At 67.4% G+C, this 25,870-nt stretch carries 27 protein-coding genes and 2 riboswitches; of the genes, 9 read left to right on the top strand and 18 right to left on the bottom strand.

Annotation, left to right across the window (positions count from 1 at the left end):
• Positions 1–19: 19 nt before the first annotated feature.
• The 6 genes from ABL838_RS19095 to ABL838_RS19070 form a co-directional block, all read right to left on the bottom strand.
• A complete protein-coding gene (locus ABL838_RS19095; RefSeq protein WP_418121492.1) occupies positions 20–1,483 on the bottom strand; it encodes an N-acyl-D-amino-acid deacylase family protein in 1,464 nt (487 codons plus the stop codon).
• The gene (locus ABL838_RS19090; protein WP_184636863.1) at positions 1,483–2,469 is read right to left on the bottom strand and encodes a Bug family tripartite tricarboxylate transporter substrate binding protein; all 987 of its coding nucleotides are present in this window, start codon (positions 2,467–2,469) and stop codon (positions 1,483–1,485) included. The genes ABL838_RS19095 and ABL838_RS19090 overlap by 1 nt, the downstream gene beginning before the upstream one ends.
• A gap of 51 nt (positions 2,470–2,520) precedes the next feature.
• Entirely contained in the window at positions 2,521–3,255 is a 735-nt protein-coding gene (locus ABL838_RS19085) for an aspartate/glutamate racemase family protein (protein ID WP_418121491.1), read from the bottom strand.
• Positions 3,252–4,202 carry an N-carbamoyl-D-amino-acid hydrolase gene (locus ABL838_RS19080; RefSeq protein WP_418116910.1) on the bottom strand — a complete coding sequence of 317 codons (951 nt, stop codon included), beginning with the start codon at positions 4,200–4,202 and terminating at the stop codon, positions 3,252–3,254. The genes ABL838_RS19085 and ABL838_RS19080 overlap by 4 nt, the downstream gene beginning before the upstream one ends.
• 229 nt (positions 4,203–4,431) lie before the next feature.
• Positions 4,432–5,358, bottom strand: coding sequence for a LysR family transcriptional regulator (locus tag ABL838_RS19075; RefSeq protein WP_126021892.1), 927 nt, complete (start codon positions 5,356–5,358; stop codon positions 4,432–4,434).
• A gap of 184 nt (positions 5,359–5,542) precedes the next feature.
• Positions 5,543–6,433, bottom strand: a complete 891-nt coding sequence (locus ABL838_RS19070; RefSeq protein ID WP_418121490.1) for a LysR family transcriptional regulator — start codon at positions 6,431–6,433, stop codon at positions 5,543–5,545.
• Between the two features lie 82 nt (positions 6,434–6,515).
• Here ABL838_RS19070 and argC point away from each other — a divergent pair, with 82 nt between their 5' ends.
• Positions 6,516–7,445 carry an N-acetyl-gamma-glutamyl-phosphate reductase gene (gene argC / locus ABL838_RS19065; RefSeq protein WP_418121489.1) on the top strand — a complete coding sequence of 310 codons (930 nt, stop codon included), beginning with the start codon at positions 6,516–6,518 and terminating at the stop codon, positions 7,443–7,445.
• Between the two features lie 67 nt (positions 7,446–7,512).
• Here the strand turns inward: argC and ABL838_RS19060 are convergent, their stop codons facing one another.
• The 3 genes from ABL838_RS19060 to ABL838_RS19050 form a co-directional block, all read right to left on the bottom strand.
• Positions 7,513–8,460 (bottom strand): TauD/TfdA dioxygenase family protein, encoded by a 948-nt coding sequence (locus ABL838_RS19060; protein WP_418121488.1) that lies wholly within the window; start codon positions 8,458–8,460, stop codon positions 7,513–7,515.
• Positions 8,461–8,531: 71 nt separating this feature from the next.
• A complete protein-coding gene (locus ABL838_RS19055; protein WP_418121487.1) occupies positions 8,532–9,539 on the bottom strand; it encodes a Bug family tripartite tricarboxylate transporter substrate binding protein in 1,008 nt (335 codons plus the stop codon).
• Positions 9,540–9,849: 310 nt separating this feature from the next.
• On the bottom strand, positions 9,850–10,428 hold the full coding sequence (locus ABL838_RS19050) for a dihydrofolate reductase family protein (RefSeq protein WP_418121486.1): 579 nt from the start codon (positions 10,426–10,428) through the stop codon (positions 9,850–9,852).
• A 365-nt stretch (positions 10,429–10,793) separates the two neighbouring features.
• Here ABL838_RS19050 and ABL838_RS19045 point away from each other — a divergent pair, with 365 nt between their 5' ends.
• On the top strand, positions 10,794–11,153 hold the full coding sequence (locus ABL838_RS19045) for a hypothetical protein (RefSeq protein ID WP_418121485.1): 360 nt from the start codon (positions 10,794–10,796) through the stop codon (positions 11,151–11,153).
• Between the two features lie 9 nt (positions 11,154–11,162).
• Here the strand turns inward: ABL838_RS19045 and ABL838_RS19040 are convergent, their stop codons facing one another.
• Complete coding sequence (locus tag ABL838_RS19040) at positions 11,163–11,579, bottom strand: GFA family protein (RefSeq protein ID WP_418121484.1); 417 nt, start codon at positions 11,577–11,579, stop codon at positions 11,163–11,165.
• Between the two features lie 276 nt (positions 11,580–11,855).
• On the opposite strand from ABL838_RS19040, the gene ABL838_RS19035 reads away from it, so the two are divergent.
• The 7 genes from ABL838_RS19035 (at position 11,856) to ABL838_RS19005 (ending at position 17,474) form a co-directional block, all read left to right on the top strand.
• Positions 11,856–12,401: a hypothetical protein gene (locus ABL838_RS19035; RefSeq protein WP_184636879.1), complete on the top strand. Its 546-nt coding sequence runs from the start codon at positions 11,856–11,858 to the stop codon at positions 12,399–12,401.
• Positions 12,398–12,715 (top strand): hypothetical protein, encoded by a 318-nt coding sequence (locus ABL838_RS19030; RefSeq protein WP_126021902.1) that lies wholly within the window; start codon positions 12,398–12,400, stop codon positions 12,713–12,715. The genes ABL838_RS19035 and ABL838_RS19030 overlap by 4 nt, the downstream gene beginning before the upstream one ends.
• A 219-nt stretch (positions 12,716–12,934) precedes the next feature.
• Complete coding sequence (locus ABL838_RS19025; protein WP_126021903.1) at positions 12,935–14,236, top strand: UDP-N-acetylglucosamine 1-carboxyvinyltransferase; 1,302 nt, start codon at positions 12,935–12,937, stop codon at positions 14,234–14,236.
• A gap of 92 nt (positions 14,237–14,328) precedes the next feature.
• Positions 14,329–15,375, top strand: a complete 1,047-nt coding sequence (locus ABL838_RS19020; RefSeq protein ID WP_418121483.1) for an NAD(P)H-dependent flavin oxidoreductase — start codon at positions 14,329–14,331, stop codon at positions 15,373–15,375.
• A 26-nt stretch (positions 15,376–15,401) separates the two neighbouring features.
• Positions 15,402–16,079: an alpha/beta hydrolase gene (locus ABL838_RS19015; RefSeq protein ID WP_418121482.1), complete on the top strand. Its 678-nt coding sequence runs from the start codon at positions 15,402–15,404 to the stop codon at positions 16,077–16,079.
• 124 nt (positions 16,080–16,203) lie between these two features.
• Positions 16,204–17,112, top strand: a complete 909-nt coding sequence (locus ABL838_RS19010; protein WP_418121481.1) for a DUF3014 domain-containing protein — start codon at positions 16,204–16,206, stop codon at positions 17,110–17,112.
• A 107-nt stretch (positions 17,113–17,219) separates the two neighbouring features.
• Entirely contained in the window at positions 17,220–17,474 is a 255-nt protein-coding gene (locus ABL838_RS19005) for a hypothetical protein (RefSeq protein WP_126021907.1), read from the top strand.
• A 34-nt stretch (positions 17,475–17,508) separates the two neighbouring features.
• Here the strand turns inward: ABL838_RS19005 and gcvP are convergent, their stop codons facing one another.
• From gcvP to ABL838_RS18965, 8 genes are all read right to left on the bottom strand, one after another.
• The gene (gene gcvP, locus ABL838_RS19000; protein WP_418121480.1) at positions 17,509–20,424 is read right to left on the bottom strand and encodes an aminomethyl-transferring glycine dehydrogenase; all 2,916 of its coding nucleotides are present in this window, start codon (positions 20,422–20,424) and stop codon (positions 17,509–17,511) included.
• Positions 20,425–20,592: 168 nt separating this feature from the next.
• Positions 20,593–20,964 (bottom strand): glycine cleavage system protein GcvH, encoded by a 372-nt coding sequence (gcvH, locus tag ABL838_RS18995; protein WP_369661754.1) that lies wholly within the window; start codon positions 20,962–20,964, stop codon positions 20,593–20,595.
• Between the two features lie 62 nt (positions 20,965–21,026).
• A complete protein-coding gene (gene gcvT, locus ABL838_RS18990; protein WP_418121479.1) occupies positions 21,027–22,199 on the bottom strand; it encodes a glycine cleavage system aminomethyltransferase GcvT in 1,173 nt (390 codons plus the stop codon).
• A 45-nt stretch (positions 22,200–22,244) separates the two neighbouring features.
• Positions 22,245–22,358, bottom strand: a riboswitch (glycine riboswitch).
• 12 nt (positions 22,359–22,370) lie between these two features.
• Positions 22,371–22,468, bottom strand: a riboswitch (glycine riboswitch).
• Positions 22,469–22,488: 20 nt separating this feature from the next.
• Positions 22,489–22,773 (bottom strand): DUF6506 family protein, encoded by a 285-nt coding sequence (locus tag ABL838_RS18985; RefSeq protein ID WP_418121478.1) that lies wholly within the window; start codon positions 22,771–22,773, stop codon positions 22,489–22,491.
• A 238-nt stretch (positions 22,774–23,011) separates the two neighbouring features.
• Positions 23,012–23,422 carry a YkvA family protein gene (locus tag ABL838_RS18980; RefSeq protein WP_418121477.1) on the bottom strand — a complete coding sequence of 137 codons (411 nt, stop codon included), beginning with the start codon at positions 23,420–23,422 and terminating at the stop codon, positions 23,012–23,014.
• Positions 23,423–23,471: 49 nt separating this feature from the next.
• Positions 23,472–24,020, bottom strand: coding sequence for a hypothetical protein (locus ABL838_RS18975; RefSeq protein WP_418121476.1), 549 nt, complete (start codon positions 24,018–24,020; stop codon positions 23,472–23,474).
• 113 nt (positions 24,021–24,133) lie between these two features.
• Entirely contained in the window at positions 24,134–24,592 is a 459-nt protein-coding gene (locus tag ABL838_RS18970; RefSeq protein ID WP_418121475.1) for a hypothetical protein, read from the bottom strand.
• An 80-nt stretch (positions 24,593–24,672) separates the two neighbouring features.
• Positions 24,673–25,863, bottom strand: a complete 1,191-nt coding sequence (locus ABL838_RS18965) for an MFS transporter (RefSeq protein ID WP_418121474.1) — start codon at positions 25,861–25,863, stop codon at positions 24,673–24,675.
• Positions 25,864–25,870 lie beyond the last annotated feature (7 nt).

Raw genomic sequence — 25,870 nt, 5'->3', positions numbered from 1 at the left:
GAGAAAGGGAGGTCCCGGATCAGTGCCGCTGCAGCACCTTGCCCGGCCGCAGGCCGGTGGGGCGCTGCCCGTCCCAGACCCGCTGCCCGTTGACCCACACGCCCTCGATGCCCCGGCTTGCCTGCACGGGGTTGTCGAAGGTGGCGAGGTCCGTCACGCGCTGTGCATCGAAGGCCACCAGGTCGGCCCGCAGGCCCGGGCGCAGCAGGCCCCTGTCGACTAGTCCGTAGTTGCTCGCGGCCAGGCCGGTCATCTTGTGGACGGCGGCTTCCAGCGTGAGCAGTCCCTTGTCGCGAACCAGCCGCGACAGCACGCGCGTGAAGGTGCCCCATTGGCGCGGGTGCGGATGCGGATCGAAGGGCAGCCCGTCGGAGCCGACCATGGTGCGCGGGTGCGCCAGGATGCGCTCCACGTCGCGCTCGTCCATCAGGAAGTAGATGGCGCCCGCGGGTGCGAGCCGCTGCAGCATGGCCTCGTCGTCCAGCCCCCATTCGCGCTGCAGGTCCGCGAAGTCGCGCCCCTGCGCGGACGGCTCGTTCTTCGACCATGCGATGAGCGTGCGGCTCGCCAGCCGCACGCGGTCGAGCCGCAGCATGGTCGAGGTGGCCGGGTAGGGGTGGCAGTCGAGGCAGACAGGCTGCATCGCGCCGGCCTCGTCGATGCGCGAGAGGGTCTGCGTCGACCTGCCATGGTTGCGCTCGCCCGCCAGCTTGTGGTGCGAGAACACGACGCGCGCGGTCAGCGCGCGCCCGATCTCCAGGGCTTCTTCGATCGCCTCGTCGATCCGGTCGGATTCGTCGCGCAGGTGCACCGCATAGACCATGCCTCCTCGCCCCCGCATGGTTTCGCCGATGTCGATGATCTCCTGCGTGGTGGCGTGCTGCGCGGGCGGGTAGAAGGTGCCGGTGGACATGCCGAACGCGCCGGCGTCCAGCGCTTCGGCGAGCAACTGCCGCATGGTGTCGCATTCTTCCGCCGTCGCGGCCCGCTGCAGGTCGTCCATCGCGCTCACCCGCAGGCTGGCGTGGCCCACGAGGGGAATCACGTTGACCGCCGCGGGCGTCTGCCGCAGCGCGTCCATCCAGGAGGAGAAGCTCGCGTAGCGGAACAGCTCGGGCGGCCCCAGCAGGTCGAGCGGCTGGGGCAGGGGGCTGCCGGGCGGCACGGGCGCGAGGCTCACGCCGCAGTTGCCGGTCACCACCGTGGTCACGCCCTGCGAAACCTTGGGCACCATGTCCGGATGCGCCAGCAGGTAGCCGTCGTCGTGGGTGTGGGAGTCGATGAAGCCGGGCGCCAGGGCCAGGCCGTCGAGTTCGACGACTCCGGCGCCAGCGATCTCGCTGCCTGGCGGCAGGATGTCCGCGATGGTGTCGCCCTCGATCAGCACGTCCGCGCGGCGCGGCGGGGCGCCGCTGCCGTCGATCACCGTGCCGCCGCGCAGCAGCAATTGTTGTTGCGCGGATGGGGTCGCGAGGTCCGCCATCAGTCGAGCTTCTCGATGCGGTTGCGCTCGATCAGCTCGCCCCAGCGCTTGGTCTCGCGGTCGATGGTGCGCTGGAAGTCGGCGGGCGTGCCGCCGGCCGGCACGGCGCCGAGCTTGGCGAGGCCCTCGCGCACGCTGGGGGTGGCCAGCGCTGCGTTGATTGCGGCGTTGAGCTTCTCGATCACCTCGCGCGGCGTTCCGCGTGGCGCGACCACGCCGCCCCAGGCCACCGTCTCGTAGCCTTTGATGCCCGCTTCGTCCAGCGTGGGTACGTTCGGCAGCAGCGCGATGCGCTTGGCGCTGCTAACCGCGAGCGCGCGCACCCGTCCGGACGAGACCAGCGGGCCGACCTCGGAAGAGTTGGCGAACAGGTAGTCGATGCGGCCGCCCATCAGGTCCTGCAGCGCGGCGGGGCCGCCGTTGTAGGGCACGAAGAGCACGTCGATGCCGGCCATGCTGCGGAACAGTTCGCCGCCCATGTGGCCCGTGGTGCCGATGCCGGGGGCGCCGAAGGACAGCTTGCCCGGCTGCTTGCGCGCTGTGGCCACCAGCCCGGCCACGTCCTGGATGGGCGAGTCCTTGGGCACGATCAGCACGTTGTAGAGGTCGAAGGCCTGCGCCACCGGCATCAGGTCGTGGTCCACGTCGTAAGGCAGCTTCTTGAACAGCGTGCGGTTGACCGCCAGCGTGTTCACGTTGCCGTAGCCGATGGTGTAGCCGTCGGCCGGCTTGCTCTTGATCTGCAGGATGCCGATGTTGCCTGCTGCGCCGGGGCGGTTCTCGATGACCACCGGCACGCCGAGCGACTTGGAGACCTCGTTGGTCACCAGCCGCGAGAGCACGTCGGGCGAGCCGCCGGCCGCCGAGGGCACGACGAAGGTGATGGGGCGGTCGGGCCAGGCGGCCCACGTCGGGGCCGAAGCTGCCAGCAGGCCGAAGGCGGCGGCCAGCACGGCCATCGGGCGGGAGAACTTGCGATGGATCATCGGAAGGGTCTTTCGTGGAAGTGGAAAAGGAGGCGAAAAGGGGAGGCCGCCTCAGTGCTGCTGGCGGCAGTGCGCGATCGCGGCCAGCGCCAGCGCGTCGATGGAGTCCGTGATCACGCAGTCGAACGCGCCGCGCCGGTGGTGCGGAACCGCCAATGGCAGCTCGGTACAGCCGAGCACCACGGCCTGCGCGCCGCGTGCGACCAGCGCGCGGATGCCTTGTGCGGCCGGCTCCCAGGCGGCATCGATCTGCCCGGCCTTGACCGCCGCGATGGACGCTACGCAGTGGCGTTGCACGTCGTCAGCTTCGGGAACGATCGCCTCGTACCCCGCCTGCTCCAGCGCTCGCTGGTACAGGCCGAGCGCCAGCGTGGCCGGCGTGCCGAGCACGCCCACCTTGCCTTGCACGACACTGTGGCGCCGCAGGTTCTGCACCACCGCCTCGGCGATGTTCAGCACCGGCAGCCGGGTCGCGCCTTTCAGGTCGTCGAACCAGAGATGCGCGGTGTTGCAGGGCACGGCGATGCAGCCAGCGCCCGCCGCCTCCAGCAGGCGGATGCCGCGCTGCATGGCGGGCAGCGGGCTCTCGCCGCCCTGGAGCATGGCGCTCGAACGATCGGGGATGCGAGGGTCGTTGCACAAGATCGTCGGAATGTGGTCCTGGTCGACGGCAGCCTCTGTCAGCTGCACCATCCGCAGCGCGAAGGTCGCGCCCGCCAGCGGCCCCATGCCGCCGAGGATGCCCAGCGCCCTCGGCGCGAATGGGGGGTGCTGCTGCCCGCTCATGGCAGCGGATCTCCGGCGCCGGTGCGCTCGACGATCAGCCGGTAGTGCTCCGGCCGGCGGTGCTTGGCGAAGTTGAAGACGTGCTCGCGGAAGTGCGCGCCCAGCGCAAGGTCGGCGCGCACGCAGATGACCTCGTCTTCCTCGCTCACCGTGCGCGCCACGATCTCGCCGCTGGGCGCCACGATCACGGAGCTGCCGATCATGTGGTGGCCGTCCTCCGACCCGCACTTGGCTGCAGCCGCCACCCAGATGCCGTTCTGGTAGGCGTTGGCCTGCAGCGAGATCAGGTGCGTGGTGGTGCGCAGGTGCACCGGCTCGTTCCAGTGGATGTTGAGCGAGGGCGTGTTGTAGCCGAGCACCACCACTTCGGCGCCCTGCAGCGCCATCACGCGGTAGGTCTCGGGCCAACGGCGGTCGTTGCACAGGCACATGCCCATGCGCACGCCGTCGGTGTCGAAGGCGCGGAAGCCCAGGTCGCCGACCTCGAAGAACTTCTTCTCCAGATGCTGGAAGGGTGCCTCGGGCTTGTGCTCCGAATGGCCCGGCAGGTGGATCTTGCGGTAGCGGCCCGCGATGCTGCCGTCGCGCCCCACGATCACCGCCGAATTGAAGCCGCGCCCGTCCTCGGTGAGTTCCGCGTAGCCGAGGTAGAAGCCCACGCCGAGCCTGCGGGCCTCGTCGAAGAGCGGCTGCGTCGCCGGGCCGGGCATGCTGCGCTCGAAGAAGCGCTCATGGGCTTCTTCTTCGCTCATCCAGTAGCGCGGAAAGAAGGTGGTGAGCGCAAGCTCGGGGAAGGTCACGAACTCCGCGCCGCGGCTGTGGGCCTGGCGCAGCATGTCGACCAGCCGGGCCACCACCGACTCGCGGCTGTCGGACAGATGGACGGGGCCCATCTGGGCGACCGCAAGGCCGAGAAAACGTGGGGGAGTGCCGGGGCGCGATGTCATCTGAACCTTCTTCGTTGCAGCCGTGTGACTGGTGCGATCGATTATTCGAAGCGGTGCCCACGGCGTCGAATGACGATTTGTCGCTCGGGTTTAACAACACGCTAAAGGTCCGCCTTCCGGTGGTGCGCACGCGCGCGCCTGCACCGGGGCAGGGCGCGGAGGCATCGGATGGGGGTCGCCGCAACGGGCGGAGAAGAAGGGAAAAGGGGGCGCGGCGCCCCCGGGCTCGTCAGCGCAGGATCTCGTCGTCGTCCGCGAGCGGCAAGGCCAGCCCGCGCTGCAGCAGCACGCTGTGCAATGCGCGCAGCAGCGCCTGCGCCGCTGGCGACAGGGGCTCGGTCTGCAGGTACACCAGGTCGGCCACGATGGGCAGCGCGTCGCGCACCGGTATCGCCTTGAAAGACGACCCGAGCCAGCCCTGCAGCGAGTACTCGTCCACCAGCGCGATGCCGGCCCCGGCATGCACCAGCGAGCAGGCGTACTGCGGCGAGGTGACCTCCACGCTGATGCGCGGCGCGGCATCGCGCGTCTCGAACATCTGGTCGATGCGCAGGCCCAGCGGCGAGCCGTGCGGATAGCCGATGAACTCGTGGGGCAGCAGTTCGTCGAGGCCGACTTCTTCGAACGCGGCCAGCGGATGGCTGCGTGGGCAGATGCACATCAGCCGGCTGCTCGCCAGCGGCCTCGTCGCAAGGTTCGGATGGTCGACCGGAAAGGTGGAAATGCCCAGGTCGGCCCGCTGCTGCAGGATGCGTTCCTTCAGCGCCTCATGCGTGAGGCAGTGGAAATGAACCTGCACGTCGGGCATGGCGTTGCGCAACTGCGCGATCGCCTGCGGCACCAGCGTCTGCCCGATGCTGGGGCTCGAAAGAATGCTCAGCAGGCTGCGTCGCCGCAGCGCAAGCTCGTGCGAAAGGCTGCCGATGCGCTGCACGCCGCCATAGACTTGCTCGACCTCCAGATACAGCCGCCGCGCCTCCGCTGTGGCATGCAGGCGCCCCTTCACGCGCTCGAAAAGCAGAAAGCCCAGCCGGCTCTCGGTATGCGAGAGCAGCCGGCTGACGGCAGGAATGGATACGTGAAGCAGCCGCGCCGCGCCGCTTACGGAGCCGGTGATCATCACCGCGCGGAACACCTCGATCTGTCGCAGGTTCATGCTTGAATTTGCAGCCCGAGGCTGAACCGGACCATGCGTCCCGGCCTCCGTTGCCGCTGCGGATGCTGGTCAAGCTTGGCCGGCATGTTCGAAAACCTGATTCCCGAAGGCATAGCGATAGCGGTTGCGGGCGGTGAGTACAAAGATTTTCAGAATTATCCCCGTCTGACCGGGTATTCAGCCTTCAGCCAGCTGCCCCCTTTTCAGGCAGCAAGGCGTTCATGACGAAACGCGTCGGTCCGCTGGCGCCCCGGTCGCTGACCGCGAGGCCGAGCTGCCGCCACAGGGCCGGGCTGAGCGGGCGCACCGCGATGCGAGGGTCGCGCGCGCTCTGTTGCGATTCCTCCGGCAGCAGCGCTGCGCCGTAGCCCGCGGCAACCAGCGTTTTGATCGCGTCGTTGTAGTTGAGCTCGATGCGCGGCCGGCAATGGACGCCTGCCGCGGAGAACCATTCCGCGGTGAGCCTGTAGAGACGCGTGGAGGAGTCGTTCATGATCAGCGCCTGCTGGGCCAGCCACTGCGGGGTCAGCCGCCTCGGTGCCTTCCAGCCTGCCGGCAGGAAGGCGACGACCGCCTCGCGCCGCAGGGGCGTGACATGGACGCCCCGCACGGGCGCCTGCGGCAGCGCCACGACCGCCAGGTCCAGGCTGCCTGCGGCGAGCCGGGCCATGCTCTCGTTGGAGGTCAGCACCTGCACGTTCACGTCGATGCCGGGATGGTTGCGGGCGAGGCGTCCGAGCGCGGGCGGCAGCAGATGCGCGATGGCACCCGTCGAGGCACCCACCCGCACACGACCCGTCTGGCCCGCGAGCTGGCGTCGGACGTCCTCCACTGCTTCGTCCGCGTCGGCCAGCAGCCTGCGGGCACGCGCGATGAAGCGCTCTCCCAGGGCGGTTGCCTGCGCGGGCCCCCGCCCTCGAACGAGCAACTGGCCACCCAGGCGCGACTCCAGCTCAGCGATCTGGACGGTGACCGTAGGTGCCGCCAGGTGAAGGGCGCGCGCGGCGTTGGCCAGGGAGCCGAGGTCGGCGATGGCGACAAGGGTGCGCAGATGGTCGAGGCTCAGTTCTCGCATGGCGCAAATTTAACTTTTCTTAATCGTGGGTTCCATATATTTAGCTGGAGCCATCGAGGTCGGATGCCTACGATCGCGCTCCATGGACCTCAAGATCTTCATCGACGGCGATCAGGGCACCACCGGCCTTGACCTGCAGAACCGGCTCCGGGGTGGGGAATTCCGCGTCCACACATTGCCGGCGAACCTGCGCAAGGACGCGGCCGCCCGACGGGCTGCTCTCAACGAGTGCGACATCGCCATCCTTTGCCTGCCCGATTCAGCGGCGCGCGATGCGGTGGCGATGATCGAGAACCCTTCGGTGCGCGTGATCGACGCCAGCTCGGCTCACCGCACCAGCCCGGGCTGGGTCTACGGCCTGCCCGAGCTCGATGCACGGCAGGGCGAACGCATTGCCTCGGCAGCGCGGGTCACGAATCCGGGCTGCTATCCCACCGCCGCGGTTGCCCTGCTGCGACCGTTGACGGATGCGGGCCTCCTGCCCGCCGACTATCCGCTTGTCATCCATGCGGTCTCGGGCTATTCCGGCCAGGGCAGGGCGGGGGCGGAAGCGCACGAGGCCGGGGCGGCAGCGCATTCGTTGAAGGTTTACGGCCTTGCACTCGAGCACAAGCACGTGGCCGAAATGGAGACCTACGCCGGCCTGACGCAGCGGCCCATCTTCGTGCCGGCCTATGGCAGCTACCGGCAGGGCATCGTGCTCACCATCGGATTGCACGCGCGAATGCTTCCCTCCGATGTCTCGGGTATGCGCATCCACGAATGCCTTGCGCAGCGATACCGCGATGCGGCGCATGTGCATGTGCTGCCGATGTCGCCTGCCGTGCCGATGACCGAGCTCGACCCGCAGGTCCACAACGGCTCGAACGACATGAGCCTGGCCGTTGCGTGCAATGAGCGCACGGGTCAGATCGTCCTGGGCGCGGTTCTCGATAACCTGGGGAAGGGGGCCGCGGGCGCGGCAGTGCAGAACCTGCGACTGATGGCGAGCGCTTCACGGCACACGTTGTGAATTCGATGCAGAGCGAACGCTTCCGGACGGGGCCGATGTTCGCAACAGAGGCGGACCTGTCTGTTCGCTATCGAACCCGCCTCGGAACATCGCCAATGATGGTCGCGCGCATCATGTGGCGTTCCGAGGGGTAGTAGTCGGACACCGCGTAGTGCTGGACCGCCCGGTTGTCCCAGAAGACGATCGTGTCCGGCTCCCAGTGCACGCGCACCTGGTATTCCGGGATCTTGGCCTGGCGCACGAGCAGGTCGAACAGTTCGCGAATCTGGGTCGGGGTATCCATGCCCCAATCCGAGCCCAGGACTTCCCGGTAGTTGGCGATGTGCGTGGTGTGGATTTCGTTCACGTACAGGATCGACTCCCCGGTTTCAGGGTGCGTGATGACCACCGGGTGTTCCACGGCGCGATGCCGATCCCGATGCGCGGCGCGTTCGTTCGGATCCATCTTCTTGAACAACGCGACATTGACGTCGTTGACTGCCACCATGCCGTCGATCTTGCGCTTGACCTCCTCCGGCAACCCGGCATAGGCCTGAACCATGTTGCAGAAGATGGTGTCTCCTCCAACTTCCGGGCACTTGATGCAACGAAGAATCGAACCCATCGAGGGTTTCTCGTAGAACGCGGTGTCGGAGTGAAAGAGGTTCTCGGCTCCCTTCTTTTCCCTGGAAGCCTTGAGTTGAACAAGCTCGGGAAAATCCGCGTTGGCGGCCAGCAGCGGATTCTGCGTCTCGAGATCGCCGAACTTCCGGGCAAACGCCACATGCTGCGCGGGGGAGACAGGCTGGCGCCGGATGACCAGCACCCGGAAAGCCAGCAGCAGTGCACGAATCCTGGCGATGCCGTCGTCATCGAGATCCGGCAGAAACAGATCCTGCAACTCCAGACCGAGCGACGGGGCCAGTCGACGGGTCTTCCAGCCCGAAGGCAATCCTTCGAGAGCTTGCTTCATGGCCGGGCTCGATTCGACAGGCGTCCAGCGTGAAGCCATTTCATCGGCAATGTTCAATGACATTCTTGTCTCCATTCAATTTATCGATGCAATTCAACGAGCGGAACCTCGGGCCCGGCTCGCACAGCTTTTTCTTATTCCGCAGTCACTCCTGAAACCTTGATGAACTCCTGCCAACGCGGAACCTCCGCCTGGAGGAACTTGCGGAATTCCGCGGGTGATCGAACCGCTTGTCTTCCTCCAACCTGCTCGATCAAGGCCGTGTACTCGTCGGTTTGCAGGATGGCCTGCACCGCGTTCCAGATCTCCGCGACCTTGTCCGGCGCGACACCGCTGGGCGTCAGCAGGCCGACCCATGGCACGACATCGAATCCCGGAAGCCCCGATTCGGCGACCGTGGGAATCGATTCGAGCTTGGGCAGCCGCTTCGCGCTGCTGATGGCCAAGGCCTTGATGCGGCCGCCTTGCAAGAGCGGCGTCGCGGCAGCAACCCCTTCGAAGGTCACCTGCACCTGGCCTGCGGCAAGGGCCGTCAGCGACGGCGCGGCCCCCTGATAGGGGACGTGCACGAACTTCAGCCTGGTACGCCGGATGAACTCCGTCATGGCCAGATGCGAAACGCTCCCCACGCCCGGTGACGAAAAGCTGATCTCCCCCGGATGGCTGTTCGCGTAGCTGACCAGCGACTCCACCGAATCGATCGGCAGCTTGGAATTGACGAGCAGCAGAAGCGGAGTGTCGTACAGCGTCGCGACCGGCTCGAAGTTCTTCAGGGTGTTGTATCTCACGGCCTTGAAGAGGATCGGATTGATGACCAGCGCCGAAGATGCCGAGAAGGTCAGCGTGTTCAGGTCGCCGGCCGATCTGGCGACGTTGCCCAGCGCGATGCTTCCGCTCTGGCCCGGAACGTTCTCGACGAAGAAATTGCGGTCCAGCTTCCTGCTCAAGGTGGATGCCAGGTATCGCCCCACCGTGTCGACGGATTGACCCGGTGGATAGCCGATGACGATTCGCGACGAGCGCTGGGAAGCGTCGCTTGCCTGCGTCTGCGCCTGAGCCTGAGCCTGAGCCTGACCGGACATGCCGATGGAGAGCAGGCCCATGGACGCGGCAATCCACACGAACAGGAATCGAACTTTCATCCGTTGTCTCCATCGTTGCTCTAAGAGATGGCGCCCGAATCACGTGCACGCACCGTGTGCGTCTGCGCTCAATTGCCCGAATGGCTTGTCATCGAACAATCATCGAACTGGGGTGAGGGCCTCGTCCAATACCGTTTGACCGGGCAGGCATATGAGAATCGTATGGGCGTGGCCCAGCCGCCGAAGCGGCGCTGCGCCGCGTTCAGGACTGCAGATGAGCCAGATCGATCTGAGTAGTCTTCGCTGCTCGCGCGCCAGCCTGTGGTGTCGCTGCGCAGCCTGGGCGGGTTGGCCCGCGCCGTCCAACTCGCTACGCGGGCTGCAGCGGCCCGGCGAGCTTGTAGGTATTGAGAAGGAGGCCGGACGGCGTCGTCTTGGTGCTGGCGAGTTCGAAGGAACAACCCGGCGTCCCTTCAGCGAAGAGGCGCTTGCCCGTGCCCACCAGCACCGGGTAGACGATCAGCAGGACTTCGTCTGCAAGCCCATGCGCCAGCAGGGCAGATGTCAGCGTGGAGCTGCCCCACAGCACAAGGTTGGGGCCGGCCTGCGACTTGATGCGCCGCACGCCCTCGACCAGATCCGGCCCGACGCCTTCGAACGGCCCCCACGCGAGGCTCTCCGGACGATGGGTGACGACGAACTTGGTCGCCGCATTCAATCCATCCGCCATCGGACCGGCTGGCGCCTTCGGCCAGTAGTCCGACCACATGTCGTAGGTGCGCCGGCCCAGCAGCAGATCGAAGCGCCCGCCGTGCGCGGCAAGCACCTCGTCCCGGCCGGCGGGAGTCCGGTAGGGCGCGGTCCAGTCGGCATAGGGGAAGCCGTCTTCGCTGGAGGGCTGGATCACGCCGTCGAGCGACACGTGCTCCATGAGCTTGAGCTTTCTCATCCGGGTCTCCGTGTTTGACTGTTGGGGTTGGAGGACTGGGGATGCTGAACCGTCGTCCAGCTTCGCGCAACTCTGACGTCCCAAACTTGACTAGCTCTGTCCGCAGCGCTTACATTGCCCCCGCCTCGTGATGAGCGGGGCCGGGTTTGGAAGCCCGCCGACATCCTGCGACGAGAGCCGCAGCCACCGCACTGGTCTGCGGCTTTTTCGTTTGCGCCTAATTTTTAGGCGGCTCGAACGGGAGGGCTCGCGCCCTGCCGGTTTCCGCAAGGATGTCCCGGTCTTCCAACCTGTTCGAGCTGCCGCCCTTGTTTGGAAGCGAGGGCGTCGGTTTCTGCAAATCGACATCCTTGGGAGGCCCACTCATGGCCAATGCTTCTTCAAACGACGCGGCAAGCGCCGACGCTCGCTGCACTTGCACGCCTTATCGCCCCGGCGCCCAGTTCAAGCCCTTCGAATGGGTTCAGGGCGACCGGCTCGGAGACTCTTCGCAACAAAGCCAGGCCGCATTCCTCAACGATGCCCGCGACGTGGTGCAGGGCGCGCAGACGCTGATCCAGTTGCTTGGCTGGGACGAAGACCGGCGCGATGCCGCTTCGTCCGACGCAGACCCCGCGCCACTCTTCGATGCCTGCCAGCGCAACTCGCTGCAGCGGCTGCTCTCGGCGACGCTGGGTCTGCTTCATGCCCGGATCGAAATCCAGTGCGAGGCGATGACGGGGTAGCGCGCTTTCTTATTTGCCCGGCGGCATCTTCTCGAACTTGACCAGCTCCGGGTCGAGAACGTCCCATGCATGCCCCCGCACGCCGTACGTGACCGCCTGCGGCCTGAACCGGCTCGGGTCATCAAGGCTCGCTGCATGCACGGTGATGACGTCCGGCATCGCCGCATAGGTCATGTAGACGGGTGAGCCGCAGGTGGGGCAGAACGCGCGGGTCTTGACGTTGCCGCTGTCGCCGACCATGTCCCACAGCGTGGCCTTGCCGGTCTGCTTCGCACCGCCGCGCGGAAAGCTCAGGTACGAGCCGTGGCCGGTGCCGCTCTTGTGCTGGCAGTCGAGGCACTGGCAGTGGTTCTGGAAGATCGGCTCGGAGGGGATGTCGTAGCGGATCGCGCCGCAGGCGCAGCCGCCGGTGTAGGAGGAGTTCATTTGTCTTGTCCTTTCGAGGTTGCCGGGACAGCGAGAGCTGGCGGGAGGCAACGAATTTATTTGGACAAGGGCAGGGCGGGTGAGTAACAAGTTCGTCGCGAATTGGCGCCGCCCGGGGGCTCAGGCTTCCTCCTCATTGTCAGCACGACGCGCTTCAACTTGCGCAAAAACACACGTTGTGGGGGAGCGAGGGCTTTGGGCTGGCTGGCGGCACATGCCCGAATCGATACCATGCGCCGGGCATCGCCAGGGTATCTGGCCAATCAAGGAAGGACAATGTCAACAGACATGAATACAGTTGGGCGTGCACAGCACTCGGAGCCAACCTTCACGCTCTATGGGCGGATCGCTGCGACGTATGCGGGGTACATCGGGCGTCCATACGCCGATCTGCATTTGTCGCTCATCATTGACGATGCCTACAACGGCATCACCGTGATTGATGGACAGCCCACCTTCGGGGAAGCAGGTTTGCACAATCTCTTGCGCATCAGGACCAACATCTACACCAACGAGTTGCCCGGCGGGGTGATCGTCAAGATTCCGCTCGATCCGCCGGCCGGGATGAGTCGCGAGACCTTCGCGCGTGAGTTGGTGATTCGTGCCACCAACTTTGCAAGCTATGTCTCACCCTATCGTCCTCCGGCCAAGCTGCGGGGCGACAAGATGAATCCCGGCGAATACAACAGCAGCTCGTACTTGGCTGCGCTCCTCAAAAGCGTGATGGGTTACGTGCCAGCGGTCCATGTGATCGGCTACCAAACACCCGGGTGGGAGCAACCCATGCCATTGCATTTCTTCAAGGGCGAGGCGCTGCGATGAAGCCGAGCTGGCGACTTGGCTCGCACATTGCGCTCTGGGCGATTGCTTCACCTCTGGTCGAGATGCTGGCAGGGTTCATCGGGACCAAGGCGTTCTCCGCACTGGGAGCGTTTGCACCGACCCTCACCCTTGTCCTCGAGGGCGCGATTCTCTTGGGCTGGGCGGTCTGGATCTATTGGCGTCACGTGCCTGGCGCACCAACGGCCGGCCGCCGCATCGCGTACGCCATTGCCTTCGGGTGCGTGCTGTTGGCTGCCGGTTATGCCGCTCTGTGGGCGGCCTGGATGCTGGCGACCCTGCTGTTCGGTGCGTAGGCGGCGCCCGGCGTGACCATCAGGTGCGCTGGAATTTGCTTGATGTAACGCGAAAGAATTGTTATTTGAGCGGCTCCAGCGTTGAAGTTCTTACAACTTCGGCCCCGTTCATGCCGCTTTCAGACGGTAAAGTCCTGTTTCCCGTTTCGGACTATTTCCGAACCTTTTCCTGCCGCCTCCACCCCGGTCGCTTTCCCGCCTTCTCGCGCGCTCTTCCCCATGTCCAACCTCATCGTGCACGGCGGTACGCCGCTGCGTGGCCGCATCACCCCCTCCGCCAACAAGAACGCAGTGCTGCCGGTGCTCTGCGCCACGCTTCTCACCTGGGAGCCGCTGCGCCTGCATGGGGTGCCCGACATCACCGACGTGCGCAAGATCCTGGACATCTTCCGCACCCTGGGCAGTGACGTGCGCATGGACCACGAAACGGGCACGCTGGAGCTGCACCACCGCGAGACGGCCTTCGACGCGTCGCGCCACCGGCTGCCGGAGGAGATGCGCTCGTCGATCATGCTGGTGCCGCCGCTGCTGGCGCGTTTCGGCGTGGCGCGTCTGGAGGACAACGTCAAGGGCTGCACGCTGGGCGTGCGCGAGATCGATCCGCACGTGGAGGTGTTCCAGCGCTTCGGCGGCGAGGTGGAGCGCACCGAGGGCTCGCTGCTGGTGCGCAGCAAGGGCCGGCTGATGCCCACCGACCACTGGCTGGACTACGCCTCGGTCACTACCACCGAGAACTTCGTGCTGTGCGCGGCGGCCACCGACGGCGCCTCGACGCTGACCAACGCGGCCTCGGAGCCGCACGTGCAGGAGTTCTGCCGCTTCATGTCGATGATCGGCGTGCGCATCGAGGGCATCGGCACCTCGCGGCTCACGGTGCACGGCGGCGGCACGCTCAAGGGCGGCGAGTTCCGCTTCGACGAAGACTTCCACGAGATCACCACCTTCCTCGCGCTGGGCGCCATCACCGGCGGCGACGTGATCGTGCGCAACAGCGCGCCGGAAAACTTTCCGCTACTGGACCGCACCTTCGCCAAGTTCGGTGTGCAGATCGAGCACAAGGAAGGCTGGTCGCGCGCCATCCGCAGCGGTCCGCTGAAGGTGCAGACGCCGTTCACGAGCAACGTGCTCACCAAGGTGGAGGCGGCGCCGTGGCCCTACTTCCCGGTGGACCTGCTGCCGATCTTCATCGCGCTGGGCGTTCGCGCCGAAGGCAACGCGATGTTCTGGAACAAGGTCTACGACGGCGCACTGGGCTGGACGGGCGAGCTCTCGAAGTTCGGCGCGCACGTGTTCTCGTCCGACCCGCACCGGCTCATCACCTTCGGCGGCAATCCGCTGACGCCGGCTGTGGTCGAGAGCCCGTACATCATCCGCGTGGCGATAGCGCTCTTCATGGTGGCGGCCAGCATCGAGGGCCGTTCCGAGATCCGCAACGCGGCGCCCATCCGCCGCGCGCATCCGCGCTTCGTGGAGAACCTGCGCAGCCTGGGCGTGCAGGTGGAGTGGACGAGCGAGGAGTGAGCTGAAGCGGGGCGATGACCCTGCCGCCGCGGCGACCTCCGGCTTGGCCGGAGAATGGCCGGCATTCGACGAAACAGAAGGAGCGCCCTCGAATGACCACGCTGCAACAACTCCTCGGAACGGAACTTCCGCTCATCCAGGCCCCGATGGCCGGCATACAAGTCAGCGCGATGGCCATCGCGGTCAGCAATGCCGGCGGCCTGGGCTCCCTGCCGGCGGCCATGCTGAGCACGGACACCCTGCGTAGCGAGATCGCCGCGATCCGTGCTGGCACCGACAAGCCCTACAACGTCAATTTCTTCTGCCACACGCCGCCCGTGCCCAGCGCCGAGCGCGAGGCCACCTGGCGCACAGCGCTGGCGCCTTACTACGCCGAGTACGGCATCGACGCCGCGAGTATTCCGGCCGGCCCGGGGCGCAACCCCTTCAGCGCCGAAGTGGCCGACTTGCTGGCCGAGTTCCGACCGCCGGTGGTGAGCTTCCATTTCGGGCTGCCTCCCGAGGCGTTGCTGGCGCAGGTGCATGGCTGGGGCGCCAAGGTGCTGGCCTCGGCCACCACGGTCGACGAGGCGCTGTGGCTCGAGGCGCATGGCGCCGACGCGGTCATCGCGCAGGGGCTGGAGGCAGGCGGGCATCGCGGCCATTTCCTCTCGCACGACCTGACGAAGCAGCTCGGCACCTTCGCGCTGCTGCCACAGCTGGTCAAGGCGGTGAAGCTGCCGGTGATCGCCGCGGGCGGCATTGCGGATGCCGATGGCGTGGCGGCGGCGATGTCGCTGGGCGCGGCGGGCGTGCAGATCGGCACGGCCTACATGCTGACACCCGAGGCGACGACCAGCGCGCTGCATCGCGCGGCGCTCAAGAGCGAGGCGGCGCGGCACACGGCGCTTACCAATCTCTTCACCGGGCGGCCGGCGCGCGGCATCGTCAATCGCGTGATGCGCGACCTGGGCCCGATCGGTTCGGCGGCTCCTGAATTTCCGCTGGCCACCTCGGCCATCGCACCGCTGCGCGCCAAGGCCGAGGCGAAGGGCAGCGGCGACTTCTCTCCGCTGTGGTCGGGGCAGAACGCGACCGGCTGCCGCGAGATTCCGGCGGCCGAGCTCACCCGTGCGCTGGCAGAAGGATTCCGCCGATAGGAACGACAAGAGAAAAGTCCAGGACCATGACCCAGCTTCACCTGCCCCTGAAATTCCTCGCGCACGGCGCGCAACCCGGTGTGCGCGAGCCCTGGCTGCTGGTGCTGATGCACGGCGTCGGCAGCAACGAGCAGGACTTGTTCGGCCTCGCGCGGATGATGCCGCCGCAGTTTCACGTGCTGAGCCTGCGCGCGCCCTATGTGCTGTCGCCCGACTCCTACGCGTGGTTCGAGTTCGAGGTGCTGCCCGGCGGCGAACGCCGCATCGACGAGGAGCAGGAGCGCGAGAGCCGCTTTCTCGTCGGCGAGATGGTCGCCTCGGCCGCGCAGCAGCTCGGCGTGCCTGCCGAGCGAGTGATCGTCGGCGGCTTCAGCCAGGGCGGGATCATGGCACTGTCGCTGCTGCTGACCAAGCCCGAGAGCGTGCGCGCCGCCATGGTGTGGCACAGCCGGCTGCTGTCGCAGGTGGTGCCGCACATCGCGCTGCCCGAGGCCTTCGAGGGCAAGGCGCTGTGGGTGAGCCATGGCAGCGCCGACAACGTGATTCCGCCGAGCGCGGCGCAGGCCACGCGCGAACTGGCGCGCACGCTGCCGCTGACGCTGTCGGGCACGGACTTTCCGGGCGCGCACGAGATCCGTCCGGCCGAGCTGCAGGCCACGCTGGCGTGGCTGCAGTCGCTGAGCGCGCAGGCAGGCCCAGCTTGAGCGACTGAACTTCAGCGCGGTCGCCGCGTCACAGGGCGTTACGACGAGGCGGGCCGGCCATGACCCGATCTGGTGCACCATAGCCGCTCGCCTTCCTGACACTCCAGCACAAGGAACCGCCCCTATGTCCGACAGCGACACCCGCGACACCCCCGAGTTCAGGCCCCGCCGCGAAACGCCCATAGGAACCATCGTCGTCGGCGTGCTCGTGCTGCTCGCGGCCGCGTTCTTCGGCTGGCGCTGGTACCAGCAACAGCAGCAGGCCCCCGAGGCCACGCCGGTGGCCACGGCACCGAACGACGGGGCGCCGCCCGCGCCGGCACCCGCGCCCGCACCTCAATCCCAGGAACCGCGAAACCCGATGGACGGGATCGCGGTGCCCGACGCGGGCCTGACCACTGCCACCGACACCGATGCGCGCGTGATGAAGGCGCTGGTCGACCTGTTCGGCAGCAAGAACGTGGCCGACTTCCTGCAGTTCGACGGCATCGTGCGGCGCTTCGTGGCGACGGTGGACAACCTCGCGCGCGAGCAGGCACCCGCGAGCGCGTGGCCGGTGCAGCAGACCAAACAGCGCTTCATCACCTCGGGGCAGGGCGACAAGCAGGTCATCGCCGCCAACAACGCGGCGCGCTACAACCCCATCGTGCTGTTCGCCGAGTCGGTCGATCCGGCGAAGGCGGCCAAGGCCTATGCGCGGCTCTATCCGCTCTTCCAGAAGGCCTATGAAGAGCTGGGCTATCCGGGGCGCTACTTCAACGACAGGCTCGTCGCCGTGATCGACCACCTGCTGCAGGCGCCCGAGCCCGCCGGTCCGGTGCAGGTGCGGCTGGTCGAGGTGAAGGGCGACGTTCCCTCGCAGCGCCCGTGGGTGCGTTACGAGTACGCCGATCCGCAGCTGGAGGCCATGTCGTCGGGCCAGAAGATCATGGTGCGCATGGGCCTGGAGAACGAGCGCAAGGTGAAGGCCGCCATGCGCGCCTTCCGCGAGCAGGTGGCCACGGGCGACGTGGCCAGGAAGAAGCAGCCCTGACGCAGCGGGCGTTCTTCCGGCGCTCCGTGTAGGCGCACACCGATTGCATGCCCTGCGGTTGTCGCGGAGGCTTGGTTGGCGAAACCCAAGCTCCGGAGGACAACCGTATGAACCAGATGAGCGTCGACCTCTACCAGAGTGCCACCGATTCGGAGAAATTCCTTGCGCTTCCCGCGGGCACAGACCCCGCTGAACTCATGGGCCCGATGACCTTCGACCGGGACTACGCGCAGATCAAACGTTACCGCGAGGCATTCATGTTCGATCCGTCGGAGGCCTATGCGGGCGTCAATGCCGCGAAGATCGCGGCCGACATCCTCACCGTGAAGTGGGCGACCTACCGCCGCGACCCTTCGTCATAGAAGGACGCGGCTTCCTTTCCCTCGGTCACTTCGCTCAGGCCTCTTCGGCTTCCTCGCTGTACTCGCTCACCGGCACGCAGCTGCAGAACAGGTTGCGGTCGCCGTAGACGTTGTCGACGCGGCCGACCGGCGGCCAATATTTGGCGCTCTTGAGTTCGGCCAGCGGTAACGCGCCAAGCTCGCGCGAGTACGGGTGGCTCCACTCGCTGCCCAGCAGGCTCGCGGCCGTGTGCGGCGCGTGCTTGAGCGGGTTGTCCTCCTTCGGCCAGACGCCTTCCTCGATGCGGCGGATCTCGCCGCGGATGGCGATCATCGCGTCGATGAAACGGTCGAGCTCGGCCAGCGGCTCGCTCTCGGTGGGCTCCACCATCAGCGTGCCGGGCACGGGGAAGCTCAGCGTGGGCGCGTGGAAGCCGTAGTCGATCAGGCGCTTGGCTACGTCTTCTGCGGTGACGCCGCTGGTGTCCTTGAGCGGGCGCAGGTCCAGGATGCACTCGTGCGCGACGTGGCCGTTGGGGCTCGCGTACAGCGTCGGGTAGTGGTCCTTCAGGCGCGCGCTGATGTAGTTGGCGCTCAGGATGGCCGTCTCGGTCGCGGCCTGCAGGCCCTTGGCGCCCATCATGCGGCAGTACATCCAGCTGATCGGCAGCACGGCCGCATTGCCCAGCGGCGCGGCCGACACCGCGCCCACGCCGTTCGACGCCACGCCGGCCGTGGCATGGCCCGGCAGGTAGGGCACGAGGTCTTCCACCACGCAGACAGGGCCCACGCCCGGGCCGCCGCCGCCGTGCGGAATGCAGAAGGTCTTGTGCAGGTTCAGGTGGCTCACGTCGCCGCCGAACTCGCCCGGCGCGGCCACGCCGACCAGCGCGTTCATGTTGGCACCGTCGACGTACACACGGCCGCCGTGCGCATGCACCAGTTCGCACAGCTCCTTCACGCGGGTTTCGAACACGCCGTGGGTGCTGGGGTAGGTGATCATCACCGCGGCCAGATTGGCGCTGTGCTTCTCGCAGGCGCGCTTGAGGTCGTCGAGGTCCACGTTGCCCTGCGCGTCGCAGGCCGTCACCACCACCTGCAGGCCGACCATCTGCGCGCTGGCCGGGTTGGTGCCGTGCGCCGACGACGGAATCAGGCAGATGTTGCGGTGGCCCTGGCCCTTGGCCTCGTGGAAGGACTTGATGGCCAGCAGGCCCGCGTACTCGCCCTGCGAGCCGGCGTTGGGCTGCAGGCTGATGCCCGCGTAGCCGGTGGCCTCGCACAGCCAGGCGCGCAACTGGGCGTCGAGCTGGGCGTAGCCCTGCAGCTGGTCGGCCGGCGCGAAGGGGTGGATGTTGGCGAACTCGGGCCAGGTGATGGGGATCATCTCGCTGGTCGCGTTGAGCTTCATGGTGCAGCTGCCCAGCGGGATCATGCTGCGGTCGAGCGCCAGGTCCTTGTCGGACAGGCTGCGGATGTAGCGCAGCATCGCCGTCTCGCTCTTGTGCGTGTTGAACACCGGGTGCGTGAGGAAGGCGCTGCTGCGGCGCAGTTCCTCGGGAATCAGCGGCGTGGTGCTGCCCGAGAGATCGTCGAAGCGCGGCGCCTGCTTGCCGGCGGGCGCGAACAGACCCCACAGCGTTTCGACGTCGGCGCGCGTGCTGGTCTCGTCCAGCGAGATGCCCAGGTGCTGCTGCAGGCGCTGGCGCAGGTTGACGCCGGCCGCTTGCGCGCGTTCGATGATCGCCTGCGTGTCTTCGCCGGTGCGGATGGTCAGCGAGTCGAATGCGGTGGCGTTCACGGGTTTACGGCCCATCTGCGCGAGGCCCTTGGCCAGCACGGCGGTGAGCGCGGCCACGCGCTGCGCGATGCGCGTGAGGCCGTCGGGCCCGTGGTACACGGCGTACATGCTGGCCACCACGGCCGGCAGCACCTGCGCGGTGCAGATGTTGGAAGTGGCCTTCTCGCGGCGGATGTGCTGCTCGCGCGTCTGCAGCGCGAGGCGGTAGGCGGGCTGGCCGTGCGTGTCGACGCTCACGCCCACGAGGCGGCCCGGCAGAGAGCGCTTGAACTCGTCGCGGCAGGCCAGGTAGGCGGCGTGCGGGCCGCCGTTGCACAGCGGCATGCCGAAACGCTGCGTGGTGCCGCAGACGATGTCGGCGCCCCATTCGCCGGGGGGCGCCAGCAGCGTCAGCGCCAGCAGGTCGGCCGCGACGATGAAGGCGGCGTCGCACTGGTGCGCATGGCCCGCGAGCGGGCGCAGGTCGTGCACGTGGCCGGTGGTGGCGGGGTACTGGGCGAGCACGCCGAAGAAGGCGCCGCTCACCATCAGGTGCGGCAGCGTTTCCGACACGGTGCTCACCTTGACCTCGATGCCCAGCGGCGCGGCGCGGGTCTTGATGACTTCGATGGTCTGCGGATGGCAGTCGCCCGACACGAGGAACACGTTGCTCTTGGCTCTAACGCTGCGCTTGGCCAGCGTCATCGCCTCGGCGGCGGCCGTGGCCTCGTCGAGCATCGAGGCGTTGGCGATGGCCATGCCCGTGAGGTCGCACACCATCGTCTGGAAGTTGAGCAGGGCTTCCATGCGGCCCTGCGAGATCTCGGCCTGGTAGGGCGTGTAGGCGGTGTACCAGGCGGGGTTCTCGAGGATGTTGCGCAGGATCACGCCCGGCGTGTGGTTGCCGTAGTAGCCCTGGCCGATGAAGTTGCGGAACACCTTGTTCTTCGACGCCATCGCCTTGAGCTCGGCCAGCGCGTCGGCTTCGGTGACCGGGGCGGGCAGGCGCATCGGCTTCGAGCGGCGGATGGCGGCGGGCACGATGCCGTCGATGAGCTCCGCGCGCGTTTCCGACCCGATCGCCGGCAGCATGCGCGCCTCGTCCGCCGCGTCGATGCCGATGTGGCGGGCAATGAATTCTTCGGCGTTCTCGAGTTCTTGCAGGGTGGGAAGGGCAGCGGGCTTCGACATGGCAGTGCTGTTGATAAGAGCTTGGGGCGGGGGAGCGGGGTCAGAACGCAGAAGTCGCGAAGGTCTCGCAGAGGTCGCAGAAGGAAAACCAAAAGATGATTCGGTTTCTTCTGCGACTTCTGCGTAGTTTTTGTATTCCTTCTGCGTTCGGCTGTCCGATTTCGAGGATCAGGATTCGGCAGCGAACTTGTCGTACGAGGCCGCGTCCAGCAGCGCGTCGAGCTGCGAGGGGTCGCTCAGCTTGACCTTGAAGAACCAGCCGGCGGCCAGCGGGTCGCTGTTGGCGAGCGACGGGTCGGCGCGCAGCTCTTCGTTCACTTCGGTGATTTCGCCCGACACGGGCATGAACACGTCGGCGGCGGCTTTCACCGATTCGACGACGCCGGCGACATCGCCCTGCGCGAAGGTCTTGCCGACTTCGGGCAGGTCGACGAACACCACGTCGCCCAGCGCGTCCTGTGCGTGCACGGTGATGCCGACGGTGGCCGCGTCGCCTTCGGCCGACACCCATTCGTGGTCCTTGGTGTACTTGATGCTCATGGTGGAAAACTCCTCGTGGAAAAAATGGTTCGGGGGTGCAGAGCCTAGCCGGTCAGCCGCGTTCAGCCGCGGTAGTAGCGGGTGGGCACGAAGGGCATGGTCGACACCTCCATCGGCACCGACTTGCCGCGCACGATGGCCTGCACGCGCGTGCCCGGCTCGGCGAACGCGGTGGCCACGTAGCCCATGGCGATGCAGCGGTCGGCCGTGGGGCCGAGCAGGCCGCTGGTGACAGTGCCGATGTCCTGGCCCTCGAAAGACTGCAGCACCGTGCCGTCGCGCACCGGAATGCGCTCCAGCGCGACGAGGCCCACGCGTTTGCGCTTCAGCGTGTCGTGGTCGGTGTGTCCGGCCGCGCCGGCGGTGGAGGCGGCGAGCTGCGCGAGCACCTTCGCGGCACCCGGAAAACCGCCTTCGCGCGCGCCGCCCGCGCGGCGCACCTTCTGCATCGCCCAGTTGAGCGAGGCCTCGACGGGCGTGGTGGTGGTGTCGATGTCGCTGCCGTAGAGGCAAAGTCCCGCCTCGAGCCGCAGCGAATTGCGCGCTCCCAGGCCTATGGGCTTGACCTCGGGCTGGGCCAGCAGCAGGCGGGCGAGGCGTTCGGCGTCGGATGCGGCCACCGAGATCTCGAAGCCGTCTTCTCCGGTGTAGCCGCTGCGGGTGACGAAGGCCGCAATGCCGTCGATCTGCACCGCTCCGCCCGTCATGAACACGAAGCGCTCGACGCCGGGCGACAACCGCGCCAGCGTGGCCGCAGCCTGCGGGCCCTGCAGCGCGAGCAGCGCGTTCTCGGGCAGGGGGCGCACCTCGCAGCGCGAGCCGATCTTCTTCTGGATATGGGCGATGTCGGCAACCTTGCAGGCGCCGTTGACGATCACGAAGATCGAGCCGTTGCCCTCGTTGAAGAACATCAGGTCGTCGAGGATGCCGCCCTCGTCGTCCAGCAGCAGGCCGTAGCGCTGCTTGCCGGCGGGCAGGTCGATCACGTCGACGGGCATCAGGGTCTCGAAGGCGGCCGCGGCGTCGGGCCCGACCAGGCGCAGCTGGCCCATGTGGGAAATGTCGAAGAGGCCGGCCGCGTCGCGCGTGTGCTTGTGCTCGGCCATCAGGCCCGCCGGGTACTGGACCGGCATCGAATAGCCGGCGAAGGGCACCATGCGGGCGCCCAGCTCCAGGTGGAGGTCATACAGCGGCGTCTTGAGAAGTTCGGTAGCGGGGGCGGAAGAAGCGGCCACGGGGCACTCCAAAGGGGCAGTCGAAATCCATGACGCAAGCCATGGGCCACCCCTGCTGTCCGCTTTACCTGAGAGATTCGCCCCACGATCGGGGTTTGCTCCTTCGGTGGGCCGCTGCTCCTGTTTTGGATGCGGCGGCCTCTCTCCAGCAAGGAAACGCCGGTTTTCACCGGCGCCTCGTCAGTCCTTTTGCCTGAGCGTTCGGGGGAAATTTGCCCCCTGCGCCTTCGGCGGCCCCGGCATGCGGGGCTCTCTCCTGACTTTCGAGAGTGTAGTTGATCGGGTATCGCTAGGAGAACAGACGGTGCATCGAGTCGATCGACTCCGGCCCGTACGCGACCACGCCAACGGGCACGGCGTAGTCGATGGCCTCGATGATCTTGCCCGCCCACACGGGGCTGAATCCGCCGCAGAGTTCGATGAGCTGTACACCTTCCCGAACCATCTCCTGCGCAACCTCGATACCTTCGGAGGCGGTTGCGACTCCTACGACCTTCATTCGGAACTTGTCTGTTCCCTGATGCTGGACAAATCGGTCTCCCGTCACGATGAATCCGAAACTTGTGAGAGCCATGGGCTTGTTCTCCCTTTATGCATTGATGAGCGTTGAGGCAAGCGGTGCCTCTGGCGGCTGCTTGCTCGGTTCAGCGTACACCTTGCAGCGCTTCGCATCCGCAAGATTCATGACCACCGGTTCCAGATGTCCGATGTACGGTCGGACACGATGAAGCAATGCCGAAGCCGCTGGCGTCGGCCGGCTTTTCATTCGCAGCGATTCGGCGCGCTCCGCAACGACCATCTTCTCGATGCGCTCAGCGCACCCACAGGTACCACGCCCCTGCGGCGACCGCGATCCACACGGCCACGACCAGCGCGGCGCCCCAGCGGCTGGTCGGCCTCGAGCCCGAGCTTTGCATCCAGGCATCGGCCCGCTCGCGGCATTCGGCGAGCACGGACGCGGGAATCAGCCGGACCGCGAGCCAGATCAGCCCCGGCAGCAGCAGCACGTCGTCGACGTAGCCCAGCACCGGAATGAAGTCGGGGATCAGGTCGATCGGGCTGAGCGCATAGGCCACCACGAAAACACCCAGCGCCTTCGCATACCAGGGCGTGGAGGCGTGCCGGCAGGCGAACCAGAGGGTGACGCCGTCGCGCTTGAGGCGCCTGGCCCAGCTGCGAAGGCGCTCGGACAACGAGGTGGAGGCGGGAGGCGGGGAATTCACCCGGCGATGGTGTCACAGGCCGTGGCGGCCATCGCCCCGATCGAAGTTCTCAGTGAATCACTTCGGCCGGCGGCAGCAGCCGGTCGATGCGCTCGCGCAGCGACTCGGCGCGCTCCGCGCCCGCGGTCTTCTCGATCTCGGTGAGCATCAGCGCGGCGATCGTCAGCATGGCCTCGCGGTCGCGCGCCTCGCGCAGGGCGTCGCGCATCTGCAGCGCGAACTTCGGGTCGCGGCGCACGAACATGCGCTCGCAGATGTCGAACAGGAACATGCGCGTGGTCGCCAGCGAACGCTTGCCGTCGAAGGTGTCGGCCGAGGTGGCGACCTGGATCGGCTCGACGGCGGGGATGGGCGAGGGCGCGGGCTGTGCGTGGGGCTCGGCTTCCGCCGCCGCGGCCTTCGTGCCCTGCAGGTAGCCCTTGTCGATCAGCGCCTGGATGGTCCGCTCGGCTTCGTCGCGGTTGGCGAAGAGGGGACTGAAGTCGGTCAGGGAGCGCCGGCCGTCGGCCATCAGCAGCAGGGCGCGTTCGCGCTGGGTGAGCGTGCGCTGTCCGCCCTGGAGTTCGTTGCGCGCCTTGTCGGTCTTGGTGGGAAACATGGCAGCCACAGCTTTGGGGAAACGAAGGCTGCAGCATGGTTGCAAGTGGTGACACCTTCGTGAACCGTTTGGCTTACAGGGCCATTGCGTCCCGCCTCGTCCGGGCGCCTGCATCAGCCGCCCGCGCTCTCCTTGCGGATGAGCCATCGGCCTTCCACGCGCTGCAGCTCCAGCGTCTTGCGGCTCTTCTCGCGCAGCTTGTCGGCGCTGTAGGTCTGCTGGAAGCTGGCGGTGGCCGCCTGCCCCTTGAGGCTGATGACGAGGCTGTCGATCTCCACGCTGATGGCGGCCTTCTCTTCGATGCGCGTGCGGCGATCGGTCTCCCATGCCTTGCGATCCTGGCCGCGCGGGGGGGTGAAGTCGCTCGCATAGGCGGCGAGGTAGCGGGCCACGTCGCGTGCGGACCATGCGGCGGCCCAGGCGCGCACTGCGGCTTCGACTTCGCGGATGCCTGCTGCGGGATCGGCCGGTGCGGCGGCGGCTGCCGGCGCGGTGGTCGCTGCCGGCCCGGCGGCGAAGGCCGCCGGAGCCAGCAGCACGCTCCCCAGTACGCAGCTCAGGAATCGATTCATGGCGCGGTGTCCCTCCTTGTCGTTTCGCCGGCCCCTCGGCCCTGCGCCCGATTCTGGCAGCGAACATGCGCCGGGCCGCTTCAGGCGGCGGCAGCTCCTTCGGCGTCGGCCGGCATCGCCTGTATGGCGCGGTTGCGCAGCCGCAGCGCGAAGACCGTCGCCACGCACAGCACGCAGAGCACTGCCGTCAGCGTCACGCCGAGGCCGCGCGCGTCCGAGAGCATGCCGAAGAGCGGCGACACCAGCCCGCCCACCGAAAGCGCCAGCCCCAGCGCGATGCCGCTGGCCGTGGCCGGGTTGCGCGGCAGGTAGTCTTGCGCGAGCGTCACCTGCGCGGCGAAGGGCAGGAACATGCACAGGCCGAAGAGCGCGGTGCAGGCAAGCGCCCATCCTGCGCTCGGGGCGAGCACGATGCCCGCGAGCGAGGGCAGTGCAAGCAGATAACCGGCACGAATCGTGCCCATGCGCCCGATGCGGTCGCCCAGCCAGCCGCCGAGCAGCGTGCCGACGGCGCCCGCCGCCGTGAACATGGTGAGCGCCGCCGCGCCCTGGAGGGCCGAACCTTGCAGGTCGCGCGTGATGCGCAGCGACAGCATCGACATCACCGTGACGTACGGAATAGACCAGCCCACGATGGTCGCCACCAGCAGCCCGAAGGCACGCCAGTCGTTGTGGGGCTTCATCAGGTGGTCGCCGGCCTTGCGGGCCGCTGCTGCGTTGCCCGAGGCCGCGCCGCGCCGCGCGTTCGCGGCGAACCACACCACGCCCATCGCCAGCGCCGGCACGCCCAGCAGGTAGCTGTGCGACAGGCGGCCGCCGCCCACGACGGTGGCCGCCAGTACCGGCGCGAAAGAGGCGCCGATGGTGCCGCCCACCGAGAACACGCTCATCGCCTTCTGCGAGCCGCCGCCGGCCGCGCGCGCCGCCACCGTGGCCGGTGGGTGGTAGGCCGCGATGCCCAGCCCGCACAGCGCCATCGCGATCCAGGTCAGCAGGTAGCTCTGGCCCAGCCCCGCCAGCACCACGCCCAGCGCGGCGACAAGGAAGCCCGTGGGCACCAGCCAGCTGCGCGGGTGCCGATCGGCGTACAGGCCGAAGAGGGGCTGCACCACGCTCGACAGGCCCGTGGCCGCCAGCATCAGCCCGCTGACTGCCGTGTAGCTGTAGCCGCGCTCCAGCACCATGAAGGGCAGCAGGGCGGGCACGAGGCCCTGGTAGAGGTCGTTGACGGCATGGGTGCCGGTGAGCAGCCCGAGTCGGCGCTTGTTCATGACGGAT

It is taken from the genome of Variovorax sp. 160MFSha2.1 (assembly GCF_048305075.1).
Taxonomy (GTDB): Bacteria; Pseudomonadota; Gammaproteobacteria; order Burkholderiales; family Burkholderiaceae_C; genus Variovorax; species Variovorax guangxiensis.
Note: the sequence above shows the minus strand (reverse complement) of the source record. Positions and strands in the feature narration are given on the sequence as shown.

Bases quoted from the DNA above. Each gene is read 5' to 3' on its own strand.
- ABL838_RS19095 (WP_418121492.1), bottom strand. From the start codon at position 1,483: ATGGCGGACCTCGCGACCCCATCCGCGCAACAACAATTGCTGCTGCGC.
- ABL838_RS19090 (WP_184636863.1), bottom strand. From the start codon at position 2,469: ATGATCCATCGCAAGTTCTCCCGCCCGATGGCCGTGCTGGCCGCCGCC.
- ABL838_RS19085 (WP_418121491.1), bottom strand. From the start codon at position 3,255: ATGAGCGGGCAGCAGCACCCCCCATTCGCGCCGAGGGCGCTGGGCATC.
- ABL838_RS19080 (WP_418116910.1), bottom strand. From the start codon at position 4,202: ATGACATCGCGCCCCGGCACTCCCCCACGTTTTCTCGGCCTTGCGGTC.
- ABL838_RS19075 (WP_126021892.1), bottom strand. From the start codon at position 5,358: ATGAACCTGCGACAGATCGAGGTGTTCCGCGCGGTGATGATCACCGGC.
- ABL838_RS19070 (WP_418121490.1), bottom strand. From the start codon at position 6,433: ATGCGAGAACTGAGCCTCGACCATCTGCGCACCCTTGTCGCCATCGCC.
- argC (WP_418121489.1), top strand. From the start codon at position 6,516: ATGGACCTCAAGATCTTCATCGACGGCGATCAGGGCACCACCGGCCTT.
- ABL838_RS19060 (WP_418121488.1), bottom strand. From the start codon at position 8,460: ATGTCATTGAACATTGCCGATGAAATGGCTTCACGCTGGACGCCTGTC.
- ABL838_RS19055 (WP_418121487.1), bottom strand. From the start codon at position 9,539: ATGAAAGTTCGATTCCTGTTCGTGTGGATTGCCGCGTCCATGGGCCTG.
- ABL838_RS19050 (WP_418121486.1), bottom strand. From the start codon at position 10,428: ATGAGAAAGCTCAAGCTCATGGAGCACGTGTCGCTCGACGGCGTGATC.
- ABL838_RS19045 (WP_418121485.1), top strand. From the start codon at position 10,794: ATGGCCAATGCTTCTTCAAACGACGCGGCAAGCGCCGACGCTCGCTGC.
- ABL838_RS19040 (WP_418121484.1), bottom strand. From the start codon at position 11,579: ATGAACTCCTCCTACACCGGCGGCTGCGCCTGCGGCGCGATCCGCTAC.
- ABL838_RS19035 (WP_184636879.1), top strand. From the start codon at position 11,856: ATGTCAACAGACATGAATACAGTTGGGCGTGCACAGCACTCGGAGCCA.
- ABL838_RS19030 (WP_126021902.1), top strand. From the start codon at position 12,398: ATGAAGCCGAGCTGGCGACTTGGCTCGCACATTGCGCTCTGGGCGATT.
- ABL838_RS19025 (WP_126021903.1), top strand. From the start codon at position 12,935: ATGTCCAACCTCATCGTGCACGGCGGTACGCCGCTGCGTGGCCGCATC.
- ABL838_RS19020 (WP_418121483.1), top strand. From the start codon at position 14,329: ATGACCACGCTGCAACAACTCCTCGGAACGGAACTTCCGCTCATCCAG.
- ABL838_RS19015 (WP_418121482.1), top strand. From the start codon at position 15,402: ATGACCCAGCTTCACCTGCCCCTGAAATTCCTCGCGCACGGCGCGCAA.
- ABL838_RS19010 (WP_418121481.1), top strand. From the start codon at position 16,204: ATGTCCGACAGCGACACCCGCGACACCCCCGAGTTCAGGCCCCGCCGC.
- ABL838_RS19005 (WP_126021907.1), top strand. From the start codon at position 17,220: ATGAACCAGATGAGCGTCGACCTCTACCAGAGTGCCACCGATTCGGAG.
- gcvP (WP_418121480.1), bottom strand. From the start codon at position 20,424: ATGTCGAAGCCCGCTGCCCTTCCCACCCTGCAAGAACTCGAGAACGCC.
- gcvH (WP_369661754.1), bottom strand. From the start codon at position 20,964: ATGAGCATCAAGTACACCAAGGACCACGAATGGGTGTCGGCCGAAGGC.
- ABL838_RS18985 (WP_418121478.1), bottom strand. From the start codon at position 22,773: ATGGCTCTCACAAGTTTCGGATTCATCGTGACGGGAGACCGATTTGTC.
- ABL838_RS18975 (WP_418121476.1), bottom strand. From the start codon at position 24,020: ATGTTTCCCACCAAGACCGACAAGGCGCGCAACGAACTCCAGGGCGGA.
- ABL838_RS18970 (WP_418121475.1), bottom strand. From the start codon at position 24,592: ATGAATCGATTCCTGAGCTGCGTACTGGGGAGCGTGCTGCTGGCTCCG.
- ABL838_RS18965 (WP_418121474.1), bottom strand. From the start codon at position 25,863: ATGAACAAGCGCCGACTCGGGCTGCTCACCGGCACCCATGCCGTCAAC.